At 71.6% G+C, this 16,723-nt stretch carries 18 protein-coding genes; 10 read left to right on the forward strand and 8 right to left on the reverse strand.

All coding sequences use genetic code 11. The annotated features are described in order from the left end of the window. The first annotated feature begins 5 nt into the window (after positions 1-5). Positions 6-1,001 (forward strand): AraC-like ligand-binding domain-containing protein, encoded by a 996-nt coding sequence (locus ACWGE1_RS18185; protein ID WP_453421500.1) that lies wholly within the window; start codon positions 6-8, stop codon positions 999-1,001. Between the two features lie 17 nt (positions 1,002-1,018). On the opposite strand, the gene ACWGE1_RS18190 is transcribed toward ACWGE1_RS18185, so the two are convergent. Then, positions 1,019-1,849, reverse strand: coding sequence for a maleylpyruvate isomerase family mycothiol-dependent enzyme (locus tag ACWGE1_RS18190; RefSeq protein ID WP_453421501.1), 831 nt, complete (start codon positions 1,847-1,849; stop codon positions 1,019-1,021). Positions 1,850-1,998: 149 nt separating this feature from the next. On the opposite strand from ACWGE1_RS18190, the gene ACWGE1_RS18195 reads away from it, so the two are divergent. Further along, positions 1,999-2,790 (forward strand): carbon-nitrogen family hydrolase, encoded by a 792-nt coding sequence (locus ACWGE1_RS18195; RefSeq protein WP_453421502.1) that lies wholly within the window; start codon positions 1,999-2,001, stop codon positions 2,788-2,790. 316 nt (positions 2,791-3,106) lie between these two features. Beyond that, on the forward strand, positions 3,107-3,340 hold the full coding sequence (locus ACWGE1_RS18200) for a hypothetical protein (protein ID WP_453421503.1): 234 nt from the start codon (positions 3,107-3,109) through the stop codon (positions 3,338-3,340). 129 nt (positions 3,341-3,469) lie between these two features. On the opposite strand, the gene ACWGE1_RS18205 is transcribed toward ACWGE1_RS18200, so the two are convergent. Then, positions 3,470-3,967 carry an LURP-one-related/scramblase family protein gene (locus tag ACWGE1_RS18205; RefSeq protein ID WP_453421504.1) on the reverse strand — a complete coding sequence of 166 codons (498 nt, stop codon included), beginning with the start codon at positions 3,965-3,967 and terminating at the stop codon, positions 3,470-3,472. A 32-nt stretch (positions 3,968-3,999) separates the two neighbouring features. Here ACWGE1_RS18205 and ACWGE1_RS18210 point away from each other — a divergent pair, with 32 nt between their 5' ends. Together ACWGE1_RS18210 and ACWGE1_RS18215 are read left to right on the forward strand one after the other, a co-directional pair. Next, positions 4,000-4,812 (forward strand): hypothetical protein, encoded by an 813-nt coding sequence (locus tag ACWGE1_RS18210; protein ID WP_453421505.1) that lies wholly within the window; start codon positions 4,000-4,002, stop codon positions 4,810-4,812. Between the two features lie 28 nt (positions 4,813-4,840). Next, positions 4,841-5,368, forward strand: a complete 528-nt coding sequence (locus ACWGE1_RS18215) for a DUF4240 domain-containing protein (RefSeq protein ID WP_453421506.1) — start codon at positions 4,841-4,843, stop codon at positions 5,366-5,368. Here the strand turns inward: ACWGE1_RS18215 and ACWGE1_RS18220 are convergent. The 3 genes from ACWGE1_RS18220 to ACWGE1_RS18230 all read right to left on the reverse strand — a co-directional run bounded on the left by ACWGE1_RS18220 (position 5,359) and on the right by ACWGE1_RS18230 (position 7,382). After that, positions 5,359-6,024 (reverse strand): MSMEG_1061 family FMN-dependent PPOX-type flavoprotein, encoded by a 666-nt coding sequence (locus ACWGE1_RS18220; protein ID WP_453421507.1) that lies wholly within the window; start codon positions 6,022-6,024, stop codon positions 5,359-5,361. The two genes, ACWGE1_RS18215 and ACWGE1_RS18220, sit on opposite strands and share 10 nt — an antisense overlap. Before the next feature lie 25 nt (positions 6,025-6,049). Continuing rightward, positions 6,050-6,604 carry a Uma2 family endonuclease gene (locus ACWGE1_RS18225; RefSeq protein ID WP_453421508.1) on the reverse strand — a complete coding sequence of 185 codons (555 nt, stop codon included), beginning with the start codon at positions 6,602-6,604 and terminating at the stop codon, positions 6,050-6,052. Between the two features lie 103 nt (positions 6,605-6,707). Continuing rightward, on the reverse strand, positions 6,708-7,382 hold the full coding sequence (locus ACWGE1_RS18230) for a hypothetical protein (RefSeq protein WP_453421509.1): 675 nt from the start codon (positions 7,380-7,382) through the stop codon (positions 6,708-6,710). A gap of 74 nt (positions 7,383-7,456) precedes the next feature. Here ACWGE1_RS18230 and ACWGE1_RS18235 point away from each other — a divergent pair, with 74 nt between their 5' ends. Beyond that, positions 7,457-9,307 (forward strand): NHL domain-containing thioredoxin family protein, encoded by a 1,851-nt coding sequence (locus tag ACWGE1_RS18235; protein ID WP_453421510.1) that lies wholly within the window; start codon positions 7,457-7,459, stop codon positions 9,305-9,307. A gap of 23 nt (positions 9,308-9,330) precedes the next feature. Here the strand turns inward: ACWGE1_RS18235 and ACWGE1_RS18240 are convergent, their stop codons facing one another. The 3 genes from ACWGE1_RS18240 to ACWGE1_RS18250 form a co-directional block, all read right to left on the reverse strand. Continuing rightward, positions 9,331-10,623 carry a M18 family aminopeptidase gene (locus ACWGE1_RS18240; RefSeq protein ID WP_453421511.1) on the reverse strand — a complete coding sequence of 431 codons (1,293 nt, stop codon included), beginning with the start codon at positions 10,621-10,623 and terminating at the stop codon, positions 9,331-9,333. A 101-nt stretch (positions 10,624-10,724) separates the two neighbouring features. After that, the gene (locus tag ACWGE1_RS18245; protein ID WP_453421512.1) at positions 10,725-11,453 is read right to left on the reverse strand and encodes a hypothetical protein; all 729 of its coding nucleotides are present in this window, start codon (positions 11,451-11,453) and stop codon (positions 10,725-10,727) included. A gap of 134 nt (positions 11,454-11,587) precedes the next feature. Next, positions 11,588-13,414 carry an acyl-CoA dehydrogenase gene (locus ACWGE1_RS18250; RefSeq protein WP_453421517.1) on the reverse strand — a complete coding sequence of 609 codons (1,827 nt, stop codon included), beginning with the start codon at positions 13,412-13,414 and terminating at the stop codon, positions 11,588-11,590. 172 nt (positions 13,415-13,586) lie between these two features. Between ACWGE1_RS18250 and ACWGE1_RS18255 the strand changes: the two genes are divergently transcribed. The 4 genes from ACWGE1_RS18255 to ACWGE1_RS18270 all read left to right on the forward strand — a co-directional run bounded on the left by ACWGE1_RS18255 (position 13,587) and on the right by ACWGE1_RS18270 (position 16,673). Beyond that, a complete protein-coding gene (locus ACWGE1_RS18255) occupies positions 13,587-14,045 on the forward strand; it encodes an SseB family protein (protein ID WP_453421513.1) in 459 nt (152 codons plus the stop codon). Between the two features lie 82 nt (positions 14,046-14,127). Continuing rightward, entirely contained in the window at positions 14,128-15,087 is a 960-nt protein-coding gene (locus ACWGE1_RS18260; protein ID WP_453421514.1) for a DUF5937 family protein, read from the forward strand. Between the two features lie 101 nt (positions 15,088-15,188). Beyond that, the gene (locus ACWGE1_RS18265; protein ID WP_453421515.1) at positions 15,189-15,563 is read left to right on the forward strand and encodes a hypothetical protein; all 375 of its coding nucleotides are present in this window, start codon (positions 15,189-15,191) and stop codon (positions 15,561-15,563) included. A gap of 117 nt (positions 15,564-15,680) precedes the next feature. After that, entirely contained in the window at positions 15,681-16,673 is a 993-nt protein-coding gene (locus ACWGE1_RS18270) for a pirin family protein (protein ID WP_453421516.1), read from the forward strand. The last annotated feature ends 50 nt before the right edge of the window (positions 16,674-16,723 follow it).

Genomic DNA, 16,723 nt, shown 5'->3' on the forward strand with positions numbered 1-16,723 from the left:
CGGAGATGTGGACGAAATTGTCCGCCGCCGCCGTGCCGACGGTGGAGAGGTTCGACTGGTTCACGGACGTCATCTCCAACTCGCTGATGCCCACCGCGCTCAGGAGCGAACGGACCGCCGACTTCCAGGCGGAGGCGGCGGTGCTGGACATGGGCGCCGTGCAGGTCTCCGCCTTCGAGTACTCCCACGTGCGCTCGCGCCGCACCCCGGCGCTCATCCGGCGCGCGGACCCGGAGCAGTACCAACTGTCCGTGCTGACCCGCGGCCGGATGTGGATGTCCCAGTGCGGCAGCGACGCGGAGCTCGCCCCCGGAGACATGATCCTCTGGGACACCTCGCACCCCTTCGAGGCCGACTGCCGCCCGGGCGACGGCACGCTCCGGGCACTGGTCGTCCAACTGCCGAAGACCGTGCTGCCGCTGCGCGCCGGCCGGCTCGATCCGCTGCTCGGCCACCGCATCGGCGCGGAGAGCGGCCTGGCGGCCGTCCTGGCGCGCTTCATCTCCTCCCTCGGGCAGCACGGCTCCGACTGCGGGCCGCAGGAGCTGCGCCACCTCGGCACGGCCGTGGTCGAGCTGGCCGCCGCCTGCCTCGCCGAACGCCTCGACGCCTACGGGGAACTGCCCGCCGAGGCCCGCATCCGCGCCCTGCGTGAGCGGATCGGCACCTTCATCGAGCACCACCTCGGGGACCCGGCGCTCTCCCCCGCCCTGATCGCCGCCGCCCACGGCATCTCCGTACGCGCACTGCACCTGCTCTTCCACGAGGGTCCCGAAAGCCTCACGGCCGTCGTCCGCCGCCGCCGTCTGGAGCGGTGCCGCACGGACCTGGCCCGCCCCGAGCTGGCCGGCCGCCCCGTCCACGAGATCGGCGCCCGCTGGTGCTTCACCAACGCCGCGGCCTTCAGTCGTACCTTCCGCAACGCGTACGGGATCAGCCCGACGGAGTTCCGCCGCACATCCGCCCGGGCCACACGGCTGTGCCGTGCGCCCGGCACCTAGCCCCTGGCCCTAAGGGGTCACGGGGTCACGGAGAACTGCGTGAGGATGGCGTCCGCCAGCTCGACGTCGCCCTCCACCTTCACCCGGTCCGCGACGGTGTGCGCCCGCACGCGTCCGGCCGCCAGGCGGACGTAGGTCTCCCAGTCCAGGGTGAGGGTCACCGCCGGGCCCAGCGACGGCGACTTGTCCACCGTCCCGCGGCCGTCCGCGTCCACCCGTACCGTCCGCATGAACTCCAGCCGACCGTGCACGTCGATCACCACCGCCGAGTTCGCCGGCGCCCCCGCCCGCTTGGCCACCACCTTCGGCAGCCCGGCCAGCAGGAGGTCCCGCGCCACGTACGCACCCGGCGAGTCCCAGTTCCCCGGCACCCCCAGCGCCGCCCGCAGGTCCTGCTCGTGGATCCACACGTCGAACGCCCGCAGCCGCAGCGCGTGCTCCAGCGTCACCTGGTCACCGAGCGGCCCGCGCACCATCGTGGCCGGATCCCGCTTCTCGTTGCGCAGCTGGCGCGCGCGCCGGATCACGGTGTACTCCAGCTCCGAGGTCATCTCCGGCGCGGTGTGGTGACGCCGTACGTCGACCTGCACCTCCATGTACCGGCTGAACTCGTCCACCACGTGACGCAGGTCCCGTGCCACGGTGTGGATCGGTCGCGGGTCCCCGAGCTGCTCGCACTCGATGCCGATGATGTGGGACACGACGTCGCGGACGGACCAGCCCGGGCACGGCGTCGCCCGGTTCCACTCGCCCTCCGACAGAGGGAGGACCAACTCGGATATCGCCTCGATGGAGTGCGTCCACGCGTCGGCATAGGGCTGGAGGGCGGGATGCGGATGGACGGTCAACGGGACCCCTCGCGGTGCTGTTCAATGGCGCGTTTCGGAAGCTGTGGACTCAGTTTCCAAAACTACGCTGCCGGTGAGCACCCCGGCAGTGCTTTCGTGTGACGATCGTAGGCCCGAGTTGACGGCTTGAACGCCAGGACGGTGGTAGTGTGCGCGCCTCGCTGATCCAAATCGCAGTGAACGAGGGCGAGTCGGTGTCTTCCCGACGTGCCCGCGTGGCCGAGCTCGTACGGGAGCAGGAAGGCTCCGATCTCGTCGTCCTGCCCGAGCTGTGGCCGGTCGGCGCCTTCGCCTACGAGCAGTTCGAGACCGAGGCCGAACCGCTGGACGGCCCGACCTACGAGGCCATGTCCAAGGCGGCGCGCGACGCCGGCGTCTGGCTGCACGCGGGCTCGGTCGTGGAGCGCGCCGGCGACGGGTCCCTCTACAACACCGCCCTCGTCCTCTCCCCGGCGGGCGAGCTGGCCGCCACCTACCGCAAGATCCACCGCTTCGGCTTCGACCAGGGCGAGGCGGTGCTGATGTCGGCCGGCGACTCCCTGACCACGGTGACCCTGCCGGAGCAGACCCTCGGCATCGCCACCTGCTACGACCTGCGCTTCCCGGAACTGTTCCGCGGCCTGGTCGATGCCGGGGCCACCACCATGGTCGTCGCGGCGGGCTGGCCGGCGCGCCGCCGCTCGCACTGGACCCTGCTCAACCGGGCCCGGGCCGTCGAGGACCAGTCCTACGTCCTGGCGTGCGGGCTGGCCGGCACCCACGCGGGCGTGGAACAGGCCGGGCACAGCCTGGTCGTGGACCCGTGGGGCGAGGTCCTGGCCGAGGCGGGCCCCGGCGAGGAGGTCCTCACGGTGGACCTCGACCCTGCCAAGGTCACCGACACCCGCGCCCAGTTCCCGGCCCTGAAGGACCGCCGCCTGGGCCGCGGCGGCCGGGCGTGACCACCGGAGTGACGTTCGAGCGGATCCGGAAGGCCGAGGCGGCCGTACGGCAGCTGGACACCGTCGCAGCCGCCTACCGGGAGATCTACGCGGAGCCGCCGTACTGCGAGGGCCCCGAGGACGCCGCCGCTTTCCTCGCGCGGGCCCGCCGGCAGGCGACCCGGGACGGCTTCCGCATGGTCCTGGCGCGGGAGGGCGACCAGCTCGTCGGCTTCTCGTACGGCTACCGCTGCCCGCGGACACGGGGTGGTGGAGCGCCCTGGAGGAACCGCTCGAAGGCCCCTGCACCGAGGAGGACGGACGGCGGACGTTCAACGTGGCCGAACTCGCCGTGCGGCGGGCCTGGCGGCGGCAGGGCGTCGCGGCCGGGATGCACCGGCTCCTGATCGAGGACCAGCGGGCCGAGCGGGCCACGCTGACCACCCGGCCCGAGCCCGGGGCCGCACCCGCACGGACGGCCTACGCCGCGTGGGGCTACCGGAAGGTCGGCCGCGCCCGCTACGGGGACGAGCACCCGGCGTACGACGTACTGGTGCTGCCCCTGCAGTGAGCCGCGGCGCAGGATCCGGGGCGGCCAGGGCCCCGGCCCCTGCGGCCCCGCGGCCCGGGTGCTCCCCGACCGCCCGCGCGAAGCCCTCCCGGAGCCCCCCGCCCTCCGCACCTGGGGGCGCAGAACCCTTCAGGCGTCGTCCTCGCGCTCCTTCTCCGCCATCCGGATCACGCACACCGCGACCGCGATCAGCAGCGCCGCGTCCGCGTCCTCGCGCACCACGTCCACCGCGTACGTCTCACGGACCCGGTACCACTGCCGCGAGACCAGCGCGAGCAGCTCCCCGTCGTACTCGACCTTGAACTCGCGGTCCAGGATCCGCCCGCTGACATCGAGCTCGGTGCCCTCGGCCAGGGTCACGCGGAAGTGGCCCCGCAGCAGCGACAGCCGCTTCCTGCGGATCACCGCGAGCCGCCGCTCGTCCCGCTCCAGAGTCATCGCGTCCCGCAGGGTGAACAGCTTCTCCCGCAGGGTGATCAGGATCAGCCCGTCCGGATCCTTCAGCTCCAGCGTGTCCCGGAAGCGCAGCGCCTTCCCGTCCACGAGGAAGGCGTGCCGACCGTCCTCGTCCTCGATCCAGTAGTCGTCCCCGATGGCCAGCATTTTGTCCCGAACGAGGTATTTCATGCGCTGATCAGTGCCCGCGATAGGTTGCCCTCATGCCCCTGCTCTACGTGACCGACCTGGCGTATCCCGCACGCGGCCGCCGCTACTGCGACGAGGACATATTCCTCACGTCCCGGCTGCGCGCCGAATTCGACCTGGCCCTGTGCCACCCCGCCGACGCGGAGGCACTCCTCCCGCTGGGCTTCGACGCGGTGATCATCCGCAACAGCGGTCCGGTCCTGCACTACCAGGAGGCATACGACTCCTTCCGCGCGGCCGCCCTCGCCGCCGGGACCCGCGTCTACAACCCGCTCACCGGCCGCGCCGACATGGCGGGCAAGCAGTACCTCCTGGACCTGACCGCCGCCGGCTACCCGGTCATCCCGACGGTCGACGACCCCGCCCGGCTGGCGGAGCTGCCGCAGGTGCCGCAGTACGCGGTCAAGCCGAAGCAGGGCGCCGACTCCATCGGCCTCACCTTCACCGCGACACCGGCCGGCCCGGCCGGGGCCGTGCTGATCCAGCCGCGCATCGATTTCACGTACGAAGTGTCCTTCTACTTCGTCGACGACGCCTTCCAGTACGCGCTGTACGCCCCCGATCCGGCCCGCCGCTGGGAGCTGCAGCTCTACACCCCGACCGAGGCGGACCTGGCCTTCGCCCGCTCCTTCATCGCCTGGAACACCCTCGACCACGGCATCCAGCGCGTGGACGCCTGCCGGGCGCCGTCGGGCGAACTGCTCCTCGTCGAGCTGGAGGACCTGAACCCCTACCTCTCCCTGGACCTCGTCCCGGCGCCGGTGCAGGACGCGTTCGTCGGCGCGCTCACAAGATCCCTCCACACCTTCCTCGGCACCACCGCCTGATGTCAGACCCGGCTGCCAGGCTTTCCCCATGGACAAGCAGACGTTCTGGAAGCTGATCGAGACGGCCCGCGCCGACGCGGAACCGGAGGGCGTGGCCGCGCGCGCCGCGGAACTCCTGGCGGACCGCCCGGAGACCGAGATGGCCCAGGCCCAGCAGGTGCTGTGGGACCTGCTCGCCGAGTCCTACCGGGCGCCGCTCTGGGCCGCCGCCTACCTGATCAACGGCGGCTGCTCGGACGACGGCTTCGACTACTTCCGCGGCTGGCTCCTCACCCAGGGCCAGGAGGCCTTCGAGACGGCCGTGACCGACCCCGACTCCCTGGCCGCGCACCCCGCGGTCCGCGCGGCCGCGGCCGACGGCCTCGAGCTGTGGGACGAGGACGCCCTCTCGATAGCCTGGACCGCCCACGAGACCGGCACCGGCCGCGAGCTCCCCGCGGACTCCTTCACGATCAGCTACCCGGACCTGGACCCGTCCTGGGACTTCGACTTCGACGACACGGACGAGATGACGGCCCGACTGCCCCGCCTGAGCGCCCTCTTCGCTCATTCGTAGCGGTGCAGCAGGGAGTCGCGCTCCTGCCGCCGGATCTCCTCGATCGTCAGACCGGGGAGATCCACGTGGGAGAGGGTGATCTCGGCGGAGCTCGGGACGGCGTCCTCGGCGAGCCACTGCTCCGGCTTCCACGCGTTGCTGCGCAGGAACGCCTTCGGGCAGTGCTGGTAGGCCTCCTCGACCTCCACCACGATCGCGCTCCGCGGGGGCTTGCCGACGGCGGTCAGCTGCTCCAGCAGCCGCGGATCGGCGGATACGCAGGCCCGCCCGTTCACCCGCAGGGTGGTGGCCCGCCCGGGGATGACGAAGATCAGCCCGGCCCGGCCCGTCTCCACGATGTTGTGGGCGGTGTCGAGCCGCTTGTTGCCGGTGGCGTCGGGCAGCGCGAGGGTGAACTCGTCCAGCACGGCCACGAATCCGGGCGGCCCGCCCCGGGGCGTGACGTCGCAGCTCCCGTCGGCCCCGGTACTGGCGACGAACACCAGCGACGACTGCCCGATGACCGCCCGGGCGGCCCCGTGGATCCGGTCCACGGCCTTGCGGCGGGCCAGCTCCCCCGGGTTCTCGTACAGCTCGCGCAATCCGTCCGTGCTCCGGACGGCGGTGGCGTTCACGGCATCGAATATCCGCCCGCTCGGCGGCGTGCTGACTGTCACGTTCCCGCACGCTACCGGGTGTCGGCTAGAGCCCGCTGGTGTCGAGGTCGATCCCGAACGGCTCGGGCAGCCGCACCGGCGTCCCGAACGGGTGGGGCCCGTCCACCCTGGTGTATCCGAGCCGACCGGGCTGCGCGAACAGTGTGACGGTCGCCTCCTCCCGGTCGACCAGCAGGTACAGCGGTGCCCCGTACTCGGCGTACCGCTTGCGCTTGACGACACGGTCGGTCCCGGCGTTGGACTCGGAGGTGATCTCGACGACGAGCAGCACCTGGTCCGGCAGGAGAGCGCTGCCCCCCTTCGCCAGCGCCTTGGGAACGACGGCGAGGTCGGGCACGTACCAATTCGGCGAGCCCGGGAGGTCCAGGTTGCCCGAGCCGGTGACGCAGTCCAGCTCCTTGACCCGCGGTCGGATCTGATCGCGAATCTCTTCGGCCGCGTTCTCGTGGTCCCAACTCGGCGTCACGTTGCTGATGACCCCTTCGACGATCTCGGTGCGGTCCCCGCTGTGGTGCTGGATGGCGTACTTCAGCGCGCGCTCGGGATCGACGCCTTCGCTGTAGTCGTGCTCGGTGGTCATTCCGGACGCCTCCCTTGCTTCCTGGCACCAGGCTCCCACGGGGTCCTGCCGCCCGTCGTCACCCCTGCGAGTGCACATCGGCCGGCGGCCGCCGCAGCGGACGTCAGCCGCCGACCTGGTGCTCCACGCGGTGGCGGATGTACTCGTCCGGATGGGACCGGGCAATCGCCACCGCCTCGTCCACCAGGGCGTGCAGCTCCGGCGGGTGGGCCGCCTTCCGCAGCGGCAGACCCGGCAGGATGCGCCGGCGGACGCTCACGTTCTCGTTGCGCACGAACTCGCGCAGCGCGGCGTCGTCCCACTCGGCCACGACGCACGGGCCGTCCCCGGCCGCGGCCGGGTGCGCCGCCCGTACGAGGGGCATCCGCAGGGGCATGGCCGACCAGTACCAGGCGCGGGTGGCGCCCGCCCGTTCGAGGTCGGTTCCCGTGCGCAGGTACTCGAGCAGGGCGGTCTGGACGCGGTGGTGCCCGAACGCGTTCAGGGCCGGCTCGATGAACTGACGGTTGGAGCTCGGGTTGGGGTCGTGGACCCCGGCCCGGACCAGTACGCCGAAGGACTCGTCGGAAAGGACCAGGCCCTGGCGGCAGGCCTCGCGCAACACCGCCCGGGCGCGGTGCTCCCAGGTCAGCCCGCCGTCGGTCTCCGGCTCGCGCGCGACGTCCAGCCCGAGCACCCGGACGACGTCCGCCAGCGCCCCGGCGAACGCCTCCTCCTGCCGGTCCTCCGCGGTCTCCGGCAGCGCCATGAACACCGCCGCTCTGCCGTCCTCCGTCATCCGTCGCTCCCCCGTCGTGGTCCTTGCCGCATACGCGTGATCCGGTGTTCATACCCGGATGGCAAGCTTGAAGGATGAACGATGCTGCCTCGGCGCCCACCCCCGCGCCTGCGCCCCGCCGTGCCCGTGTCCGTGCCCCCGAGCTGATCGGCAAGGGTGGTTGGCTGAACACCGGAGGCAAGGAGCTCACCCTCGCTGACCTGCGAGGTAAGTGCGTTGTTGTTGATTTTTGGACCTTCTGCTGCATCAACTGCCTGCACGTTCTCGACGAGCTGCGCGAGCTGGAGGAGAAGCACCGCGACACCGTCGTGATCATCGGCGTGCACTCGCCGAAGTTCGTGCACGAGGCCGAGCACGCCGCCGTGGTCGATGCCGTCGAGCGGTACCAGGTGCACCACCCCGTGCTGGACGATCCCGAGCTCGCGACCTGGAAGCAGTACGCCGTACGCGCCTGGCCCACGCTCGTCGTGATCGACCCCGAGGGGTACATCGTCGCCCAGCACGCCGGTGAGGGGCACGCGCACGCCATCGCCCGCCTGGTCGAGGAGCTGGAGGCCGAGCACGAGGCCAAGGGCACGCTGCGGCGCGGGGACGGGCCGTACGTGGCGCCCGAGCCGGTGGCCGGCGCCCTGCGGTTCCCCGGGAAGGGGCTGCTGCTGCCGTCCGGGAACCTGCTGGTGTCGGACTCGACGCGGCACCAGCTCGTGGAGCTGGCCGCCGACGGGGAGAGCGTCGTACGCCGCATCGGCAGCGGCGAGCGCGGCTTCGCCGGGGACAGCTTCAGCGAGCCGCAAGGGCTGGCGCTGCTGCCCGACGGGAAGGTCGTCGTCGCGGACACCGTCAACCACGCGCTGCGCACCTACGACCCGGCCACCGGGCAGGTCGAGACCGTCGCCGGCACCGGCCGGCAGTGGTGGCAGGGGTCGCCGACCTCCGGGCCGGCGCTGGAGGTGGACCTGTCCTCGCCGTGGGACGTGGCCTGGTGGCAGGGCCGGGTCTGGATCGCCATGGCCGGTGTGCACCAGCTGTGGACCTGGGACCCGGAGGCCGGGACGGTCGGGGTCGCGGCCGGTACGACCAATGAGGGGCTGCTCGACGGGCCCGCCGCCGAGGCCTGGTTCGCCCAGCCCTCGGGGCTCGCGGCCGCCGGGGACCGGCTGTGGATCGCCGACTCCGAGACCAGCGCCCTGCGGTACGTGGAGGCCGCCGAGGACCCGGCGGCCGGGTACGTCATCAAGTCCGCCGTCGGCACGGGGCTGTTCGACTTCGGGCACCGGGACGGCGACGCGGCCCAGGCGCTGCTCCAGCACCCGCTCGGGGTGACCGCCCTGCCCGACGGTTCGGTCGCGGTGTGCGACACGTACAACCACGCGCTGCGCCGCTACGACCCCGCGACCGGGCAGGTCTCGACCCTGGCGACCGATCTGCGCGAGCCCAGCGACGCCGTGCTGGTCGGCGAGGACATCGTGGTCGTGGAGTCGGCCCGGCACCGGCTGACCCGGCTGCGCCTGCCGGAGGAGGCGGTACGGGTGGACGCGGTCGCCCACCGTACGCAGCGGGCCGCCACCGAGGTGGCGCCCGGCACGCTCCGCCTCGACATCGTCTTCCAGGCCCCGAGCGGGCAGAAGCTCGACACCCGCTACGGGCCCTCCACCCGGCTGCTCGTCTCCTCGACCCCGCCCGGGCTGCTGGCGGACGGCGAGGGCGCCGGGACCGACCTGTTCCGGGAGCTCGCGCTGAACCCGGACGTCACCGAGGGCGTTCTGCACGTCTCGGCGATGGCGGCGTCCTGCGACGACGACCCGGCCAACGAGTACCCGGCCTGCCACGTCCACCAGCAGGACTGGGGCGTGCCCGTCCGCGTCACGGCCGACGGCGCCTCCCGGCTGCCCCTCGTCCTCGCGGGCATGGACGCCGAGGGGTAGCCGGTGGTGGCCTTCCTGGGGGCTCAGCCCTCCAGGAAGGCCACCAGGGCGTTCGCCAGCAGGAACGGGTCGTCCGCGCCGCACAGTTCGCGGGCGCTGTGCATCGAGAGGATCGCGACGCCGATGTCCACCGTCTGAATGCCGTGGCGGGCCGCGGTGATCGGGCCGATCGTCGTGCCGCACGGCATCGAGTTGTTGGAGACGAAGGTCTGCCACGGGATGCCGGCCCGCTCGCAGGCGGCGGCGAACACCGCGCGCCCGCTGCCGTCCGTCGCGTACCGCTGGTTGACGTTGACCTTCAGGATCGGTCCGCCGTTGGCGCGCGGGTGGTGCGTCGGGTCGTGCCGCTCACCGTAGTTGGGGTGCACGGCGTGGCCGGTGTCCGAGGACAGACAGATGGTGCCGGCGAAGGCGCGCGCGCGGTCCTCGTACGAGCCCCCGCGGGCGAAGACTGAACGTTCCAGCACGTTGCCCAGGAGCGGGCCGTCCGCGCCGGTGTCGGACTGCGAGCCGTTCTCCTCGTGGTCGAAGGCGGCCAGCACGGGGATGTGTTCGAGCTTGTCGGTAGTGGACACCGCCGCCAGGGCCGCGACGCCCGCGTGCACCGACAGCAGGTTGTCCATGCGCGGGCCGGCCACCAGCTCGCGGTCACGGCCCAGGTACGAGGGCGGCTCGATGGAGTGCACCATCAGGTCCCAGCCGGCCACCGAGCCCTGCTCCAGGCCCTCTTCCTCCTCCAGGAAGGCGATCAGGTCGCCCTCCTGGACGTCGCCCAGGCCCCAGATCGGCTGCATGTGCCGCTGCTTGTCGAGCTTGAGGCCGTCGCTGTTCACCGACCGGTCGAGGTGGACGGCCAGTTGGGGGACGCGCAGCAGTGCGCGGTCCACGTTCACCAGGCGCTCGCTGCCGTCGCGCAGGGTCAGCCGCCCGGCCAGGCCCAGGTCGCGGTCCAGCCAGGTGTTGAGCAGGGTGCCGCCGTAGATCTCGACGGCGATCTGCCGCCAGCCCTGTGAGCCCGTGTCCGGCAGCGGCTTGACCCGCAGGTTCGGGGAGTCGGTGTGTGCGCCGATGATCCGGAACGGGGTGTGCGGGGTCGCGTCCTCGGGGACGAACCAGGCGATGAGCGCACCGCCGCGGAGCACGAACTTGCCCCCGGTGCCCGCATCCCAGGCGTCCGTTTCCGACAACTGCCTGAAGCCTGCCTTCTCCAGCCGCTCCGCCGCGTTGGCGACGGCGTGGTACGGCGACGGACTGGCCGTCAGGAAGGTCATCAGATCGTCGGTGTGGCCGCGGTCGAAGCGGGCGGGAGAGCTCATGTGGATCACCTTAACGACGGTCGTGTTCGCCATGGCCGGACTGCGAGGGATGGCCGGTGGTCTGGGTCCGCAGGGTGGGTGATCTGCGGTCCCGTCGGTTTTCAGCCCGGCGGACGCTCGAATCGGCGCTGCAGCTGCCTGCGCTCGCCCCGGCGGATGCGCGGGAGCATCTCGGGGGTCTGCGGGGAGCGCTGCGCGCGTCTCTTGCGTCCGGCGCAGAAGATACAGCCCTCGCCGGCAGGAGCGTCGGGGTCTATCGGCGCGCCGGGATGTTCGGCGCATCCCGAGGCGTTGCGTGGCCGGGACAGTTCGCGGGCGACGATGAAGGCGCGGTGCAGGTCGTCGGCGATGCGGACGAAGTCCTCGGCGGGCGAGGACAGGCCCAGGTGGAACCGCTGGTCCTCGACGGCACGCACGTACGTGCGCAGCCGCTGGAGCGTGTACGGGGGGTCCGGCACGGGGTAGCCCAGGCGCCGCTGCTCTCCGGCGGGGGCGGCGGGCGGGCCGCCGCGGCCGCGCCGGCCGAGGCGTCGGCGGTCGTTGCAGATGAGGCAGCGCCCCCAGCCCTCGGGTGCCTCGGGGTCCAGGGCGCCGTTGGGGTGCTCGGGGCAGCCGGTGTAGCTCTTGGCGGGAGCCAGTCCGGTGGCCGTCTGGAAGGCCACGTACAGCGCGTCGGCGATGGTGTCGTACTCGGCGGGGTGGGCGCCGTCGTACAGCTCGCGCAGGTGGTCGCCGAGGCTGCCCAGGCTCGCCTGCAGCTCCTTGAGGGCGTACGGACGCCCGGTGGGGACGGAGTACCCCCTGCTGCCGTGCTGATCCTGTGGACTCATGTGTACGAGCGTCCCATGAACGACTGACATAGCGGAAAGCCGCAGGACAGGGGCCCGGGGCCGGGTACGCGCCAGCGGCCGGGCCCCTGTGTGGGGGCCCGGCCGCTGGTGCGTGTGCGCGGGGCGCGACCGGCCTAGAAGGCGGCCTCGTCGAGCTCCATGAGGGAGTTGTCGACCACCTCGGCCAGCTGGCGCTGGACCGAGACGTTCGGCAGGACCTGCGACGCGAAGAACTTCGCGGCAGCGATCTTGCCGGTGTAGAAGGGGACGTCCTTCGGGGCGGCGGTGGCCAGCTTCTCGGCGGCCACGGCGGCGCCCTTGAGCAGCAGGTATCCGACGACCACGTCACCCGAGGCCATCAGCAGGCGGGTGGTGTTCTGGCCGACCTTGTAGATGTTCTTGACGTCCTCGCCGGTGGCGGTGAGGTCGACGATCATCTGGCCGACGATGGCCTCCAGGTCGACCGCGGCCTTGGCGAGCGCGTCGCGGGCGCCGGCCAGCTCCTCGCCGCCGACGGCCTCGGCCAGGAACTTCTTGATCGTCTCGGAGAGGACGTTCAGGGAGGCGCCCTGGTCGCGGACGATCTTCCGGAAGAAGAAGTCCTGGCCCTGGATGGCCGTGGTGCCCTCGTAGAGGGTGTCGATCTTGGCGTCGCGGATGTACTGCTCGATCGGGTACTCCTGCAGGTAGCCGGAGCCGCCGAAGGTCTGCAGGGACTGCGCGAGCTGCTCGTACGACTTCTCGGAGCCGTAGCCCTTCACGATCGGCAGGAGCAGGTCGTTCAGGCCGATCTCGGCGGAGGCGTCCTCGCCCGCGGCCTGCTTGACCTGGATCTCGTCCTGCACGGAGGCCGTGTAGAGGACGAGGGCGCGCATGCCCTCGGCGTAGGCCTTCTGCGTCATGAGCGAGCGGCGCACGTCGGGGTGGTGCGTGATGGTGACCTTGGGCGCGGTCTTGTCCATGAAGTTCGCCAGGTCCGGGCCCTGCACGCGCTCCTTGGCGTACTCCAGCGCGTTCAGGTAGCCGGTGGAGAGGGTGGCGATGGCCTTCGTGCCGACCATCATCCGCGCGAACTCGATGATCATGAACATCTGGCGGATGCCGTCGTGCTTGTCACCGATCAGCCAGCCCTTGGCGGGGTGCTGGTCGCCGAAGGTCATCTCGCACGTGTTGGAGGCCTTGAGGCCCATCTTGTGCTCGACGTTCGTCGCGTAGACGCCGTTGCGCTCGCCCAGCTCGCCGGTCTCCCAGTCGAAGTGGAACTTCGGGACGAGGAAGAGGGACAGGCCCTTGGTGCCGGGGCCGTGGCCCTCGGGGCGCGCCAGGACGTAGTGGAGGATGTTCTCCTCCATGTCGTGCTCACCGGACGTGATGAAGCGCTTGACGCCCTCGATGTGCCAGGAGCCGTCCTCCTGCTGGACGGCCTTGGTGCGGCCGGCGCCCACGTCCGAGCCGGCGTCCGGCTCGGTGAGGACCATGGTGGAGCCCCAGCGCTTCTCGACGGCTATCCGGGCGACCTTCTTCTGCGCCTCGTTGCCCTCTTCGAAGAGGATGCCGGCGAACGCCGGGCCGGAGGAGTACATCCAGATCGCCGGGTTCGAGCCGAGCAGCAGCTCCGCGTAGGCCCAGATGAGGGAGCGGGGCGAGGTGGTGCCGCCGATCTCCTCGGGCAGGCCCAGGCGCCAGTACTCGGACTCCATGAAGGCTTCGTAGCTCTTCTTGAAGGAGGCCGGGACGGGCGCGGTGTTGGTGGCCGGGTCGAAGACCGGCGGGTTGCGGTCGGCGTCCTCGAAGGAGGCGGCCAGCTCGTTCTCGGCGAGGCGGGCCAGCTCGGACAGGATGCTCTTGGCGGTCTCGGTGTCCATCTCCTCGAACGGACCGGTGCCGTACTGCTTGTCGCGGCCGAGCACCTCGAAGAGGTTGAACTCGATGTCGCGGAGATTCGACTTGTAGTGCCCCATGGCGACGGCTCCGTTAAGGCTCGGGGAGACAGGTTCCTCGTACATACCAATCGGTAACGTAATGATGCTACCCGCCGGTAATAAGGCGCAACCCCTGACGACTGTGACCAGCGTCAAGCCTGGCGGGAAATCCGTGTCCGGCGTCCCGCGGCCGGTCGGTAGGCTTCGCCCCATGTACGGCTATGACCAGAACCCGGGCGCCCAGCAGCAGTACGCGCAGCAGCCCCCGCAGGGCTACGCGCAGCAGACGCCGCCGCTGTACCCGGAGCCGTCACCGCCGTCGCTCGCCGACGCCGTGCGGGCCTTCACCACCGGGTCCCTCTCCGCGGAGGACTTCCAGCAGATCTTCGCCACCTCGAAGGTCTACTGCCCGCGCGGCGACACGCCCGGATTCCTGGCGCTGCACAACACACAGCACCCGGTCATCCCCATGTTCACCACGCTCAAGGAACTGCGCCGGTACGCCGGCAAGGAGTCCAAGTACTTCGTGATCACCGGCGCCGAGGTGATCGACCTGCTGCCGACCGGGTACGGCTTCGTCCTCGACATGGAGGGCGACCACCGGATGGTCTTCGACGCGAAGGCCGTCGAGCAGATGGTCGACTTCGCGATGCGCCGGATGTATGGCTAGGCGCCATTGCTGCGCGGACGGCTAGACGCCATCGCCGCGCAGACGGCGACCGGTCCGGCGGCGCCTGACGGGGGGCGGGGCGATGTTGCGGGTGCACTTCACGGCCGAGGACCTGCTCGGCATCAGGTTCGCCACCGAGCCGCTGCCCATGGTGGAGCTGGCGATGGCCCTGGTGGCCTGGCAGCGCACCGATGAACCGGCGGTTTTCGGCCGCTGGCGCAGCCAGGTCGGCAGGGAGCTGCCCGGCCGGGCCCGTCCGCTGCTCGACCTCCTGCGCCCCGACGGCGACAACCTCCCGTTCGTCGAGCCGTACGCGGCCACCCTCGAGGAGGGCCTGGCGGCGGTACGGGACGCCGCGCCGCTGCTGACGGCCGAGCAGCTCGCCCGCGCGGCCGCGCGGGCCCCCGGGCCGGATTCCTGGCTGCGTGCCCTGTGGCGGCGGGACCACGGCGCCTGGGACCAGCTCGACGGGGCGCTCCGCGCCGGGCACGAGACCCTGGTGGCCCCGCACTGGGCCCGGATCCGCCAGTCCTTCCAGGCGGACGTCGCCTGGCGGACCCGGCTGCTGGCCACCCACGGCATCAAGGCGTGCCTGGCCAGCACCCACCCGGCGGCCGGCTGGTCGGGGACCGTCTTCGAGGTGGCCCGGCCGCCGCACTTCGAGGTGCGCCTCGGCGGGCGCGGGCTGATGCTGATGCCCTCGCCGTTCTGGACGGGCCGCCCGCTGGTGGCCGAGCACCCGGACGGGCCGCACGTTCTGCTCTACCCGGCGCTGACCCCGCTGCCGCTGACCGCCGCGGGTCCGGCCGAAGGCGCCCTGGACGCGCTGCTGGGCCGCACCCGGGCGGCGGTGCTCCAGCTGCTCGTGCGCCGCCGCACGACCAGCGAGCTGGCCAGGGATCTCGACATCAGCCTCCCCTCCGTCTCGGAGCACACCCGCACCCTGCGCGCGGCCGGTCTGATCACCACCGAGCGGGACGGCAGGGCGGTCCTCCACTCGGTGACGGGCCTGGGCGTGGACCTCCTGCACAGCGGCGGCTGAGCCACGCTTCGGCCCTGCCCGAAAGGATCGCGGCGGGGGCCGCGGCCGGTGAGTATCGGTGCCGCGGGGGGACACCCGCTCCTAGGGACAGGGAGACTGCGATGTCACGTACGTCGTTACGCGCGAAGCTCGGGGCTGTGGCGGCCGCGGGGGTGATGGCGTTGGGTACGGGGGTCCTGGCGGCAGGATCCGCCCAGGCGTCCGACCACACGGTGGCCGGGTGCCCCTCCGGTTTCGCGTGCATCTACCCGCAGGACGCGGTGCCGGTCACCCCGTCGCTGAAGTGGTCGCGGGCGGGCACCTACAACCTGAGCAACCAGTACGGATGGCACTGGGTCCTGAACAACCAGACCTCCAACTGGAAGTTCAGGCTGTGCACCGGCTGGAACGGCACGGGGAGCTGTACCAACATGCCCGTCGACCAGTGGGTGGCGGTCGACCTCACGCCGATCAACTCGGTGATCGTCTCGCCGTAACCGCAGGTCGGGACTGCTGGGGCCCCGGAGGAAATTTCCTCCGGGGCCCCTCTGTTCTGTGGGTGTGGCAGAAAGTTCGAGTTTCAACTAAACTCGACGCAGAAGGAGGTCCTGACCATGCCCGCAGTGACTGTTGAGAACCCGTTGACCCTTCCGCGAGTGGCCGAGCCGCAGGCCGCCGTCGCGCGCAAGGTGCTGGCCGTCGTCTCCGCTCCCGGTGGGTTCGAGGGTGAGGGATTCCCGGTGCGCCGCGCGTTCGCCGGGATCAACTACCGGTACCTCGACCCGTTCATCATGATGGACCAGATGGGTGAGGTGGAGTACGCGCCCGGCGAGCCCAAGGGCACCCCCTGGCACCCGCACCGCGGCTTCGAGACCGTCACGTACCTGATCGACGGAACCTTCGTCCACCAGGACAGCAACGGCGGCGGCGGCGTCATCAACGGCGGTGACACGCAGTGGATGACCGCCGGTTCGGGCCTCCTGCACATCGAGGCCCCGCCGGAGTCCCTCGTCGTGTCCGGCGGGCTGTTCCACGGCCTGCAGCTGTGGGTGAACCTCCCGGCCTCCGACAAGATGATGCCCCCGCGCTACCAGGACATCGGCGGCGGCCAGGTCCAGCTGCTGACCACCCCGGACGGCGGCTCCCTGCTCCGGGTGATCGCCGGTGAGCTCGACGGGCACCAGGGGCCGGGCATCACCCACACCCCGATCACGATGATCCACGCGACCGTCTCGCCGGGCGCGCAGATCACCCTGCCGTGGCGCGAGGACTTCAACGCGCTGGCGTACGTCATGGCCGGGCGCGGGTCCGTCGGCGAGGACCGCCGGCCCCTCGCGACCGGGCAGACGGCCGTCTTCGGCGAGGGCGGCTCGCTGACGGTGCGGGCGGACGAGTCCCAGGACTCCAACGCCCCGGACCTGGAGGTCGTGCTCCTCGGCGGACGCCCGATCCGGGAGCCGATGGCGCACTACGGGCCGTTCGTGATGAACAGCCAGCACGAGCTGCAGCAGGCGTTCGACGACTTCCAGGCGGGCCGGCTGGGCCGCATCCCCACCACCGCGCGCACCGGTCTCGGCCACCGCGGCACGGGTGACGCGGACAGCTGACCGGCCGACGGGGTCGAAGGGCCGGGCGGACTCCCCGCGGGGAGTCCGCC

The organism is Streptomyces sp. NPDC054932 (genome assembly GCF_053610205.1).

What these genes read in the sequence shown, in the direction of transcription:
- ACWGE1_RS18240 (WP_453421511.1), bottom strand. Translation starts at nt 10,623, where the DNA reads ATGAGCTCTCCCGCCCGCTTCGACCGCGGCCACACCGACGATCTGATG.
- ACWGE1_RS18270 (WP_453421516.1), top strand. Translation starts at nt 15,681, where the DNA reads ATGCCCGCAGTGACTGTTGAGAACCCGTTGACCCTTCCGCGAGTGGCC.
- ACWGE1_RS18235 (WP_453421510.1), top strand. Translation starts at nt 7,457, where the DNA reads ATGAACGATGCTGCCTCGGCGCCCACCCCCGCGCCTGCGCCCCGCCGT.
- ACWGE1_RS18255 (WP_453421513.1), top strand. Translation starts at nt 13,587, where the DNA reads ATGTACGGCTATGACCAGAACCCGGGCGCCCAGCAGCAGTACGCGCAG.
- ACWGE1_RS18265 (WP_453421515.1), top strand. Translation starts at nt 15,189, where the DNA reads ATGTCACGTACGTCGTTACGCGCGAAGCTCGGGGCTGTGGCGGCCGCG.
- ACWGE1_RS18245 (WP_453421512.1), bottom strand. Translation starts at nt 11,453, where the DNA reads ATGAGTCCACAGGATCAGCACGGCAGCAGGGGGTACTCCGTCCCCACC.
- ACWGE1_RS18260 (WP_453421514.1), top strand. Translation starts at nt 14,128, where the DNA reads ATGTTGCGGGTGCACTTCACGGCCGAGGACCTGCTCGGCATCAGGTTC.
- ACWGE1_RS18215 (WP_453421506.1), top strand. Translation starts at nt 4,841, where the DNA reads ATGGACAAGCAGACGTTCTGGAAGCTGATCGAGACGGCCCGCGCCGAC.
- ACWGE1_RS18225 (WP_453421508.1), bottom strand. Translation starts at nt 6,604, where the DNA reads ATGACCACCGAGCACGACTACAGCGAAGGCGTCGATCCCGAGCGCGCG.
- ACWGE1_RS18185 (WP_453421500.1), top strand. Translation starts at nt 6, where the DNA reads ATGTGGACGAAATTGTCCGCCGCCGCCGTGCCGACGGTGGAGAGGTTC.
- ACWGE1_RS18250 (WP_453421517.1), bottom strand. Translation starts at nt 13,414, where the DNA reads ATGGGGCACTACAAGTCGAATCTCCGCGACATCGAGTTCAACCTCTTC.
- ACWGE1_RS18210 (WP_453421505.1), top strand. Translation starts at nt 4,000, where the DNA reads ATGCCCCTGCTCTACGTGACCGACCTGGCGTATCCCGCACGCGGCCGC.
- ACWGE1_RS18205 (WP_453421504.1), bottom strand. Translation starts at nt 3,967, where the DNA reads ATGAAATACCTCGTTCGGGACAAAATGCTGGCCATCGGGGACGACTAC.
- ACWGE1_RS18230 (WP_453421509.1), bottom strand. Translation starts at nt 7,382, where the DNA reads ATGACGGAGGACGGCAGAGCGGCGGTGTTCATGGCGCTGCCGGAGACC.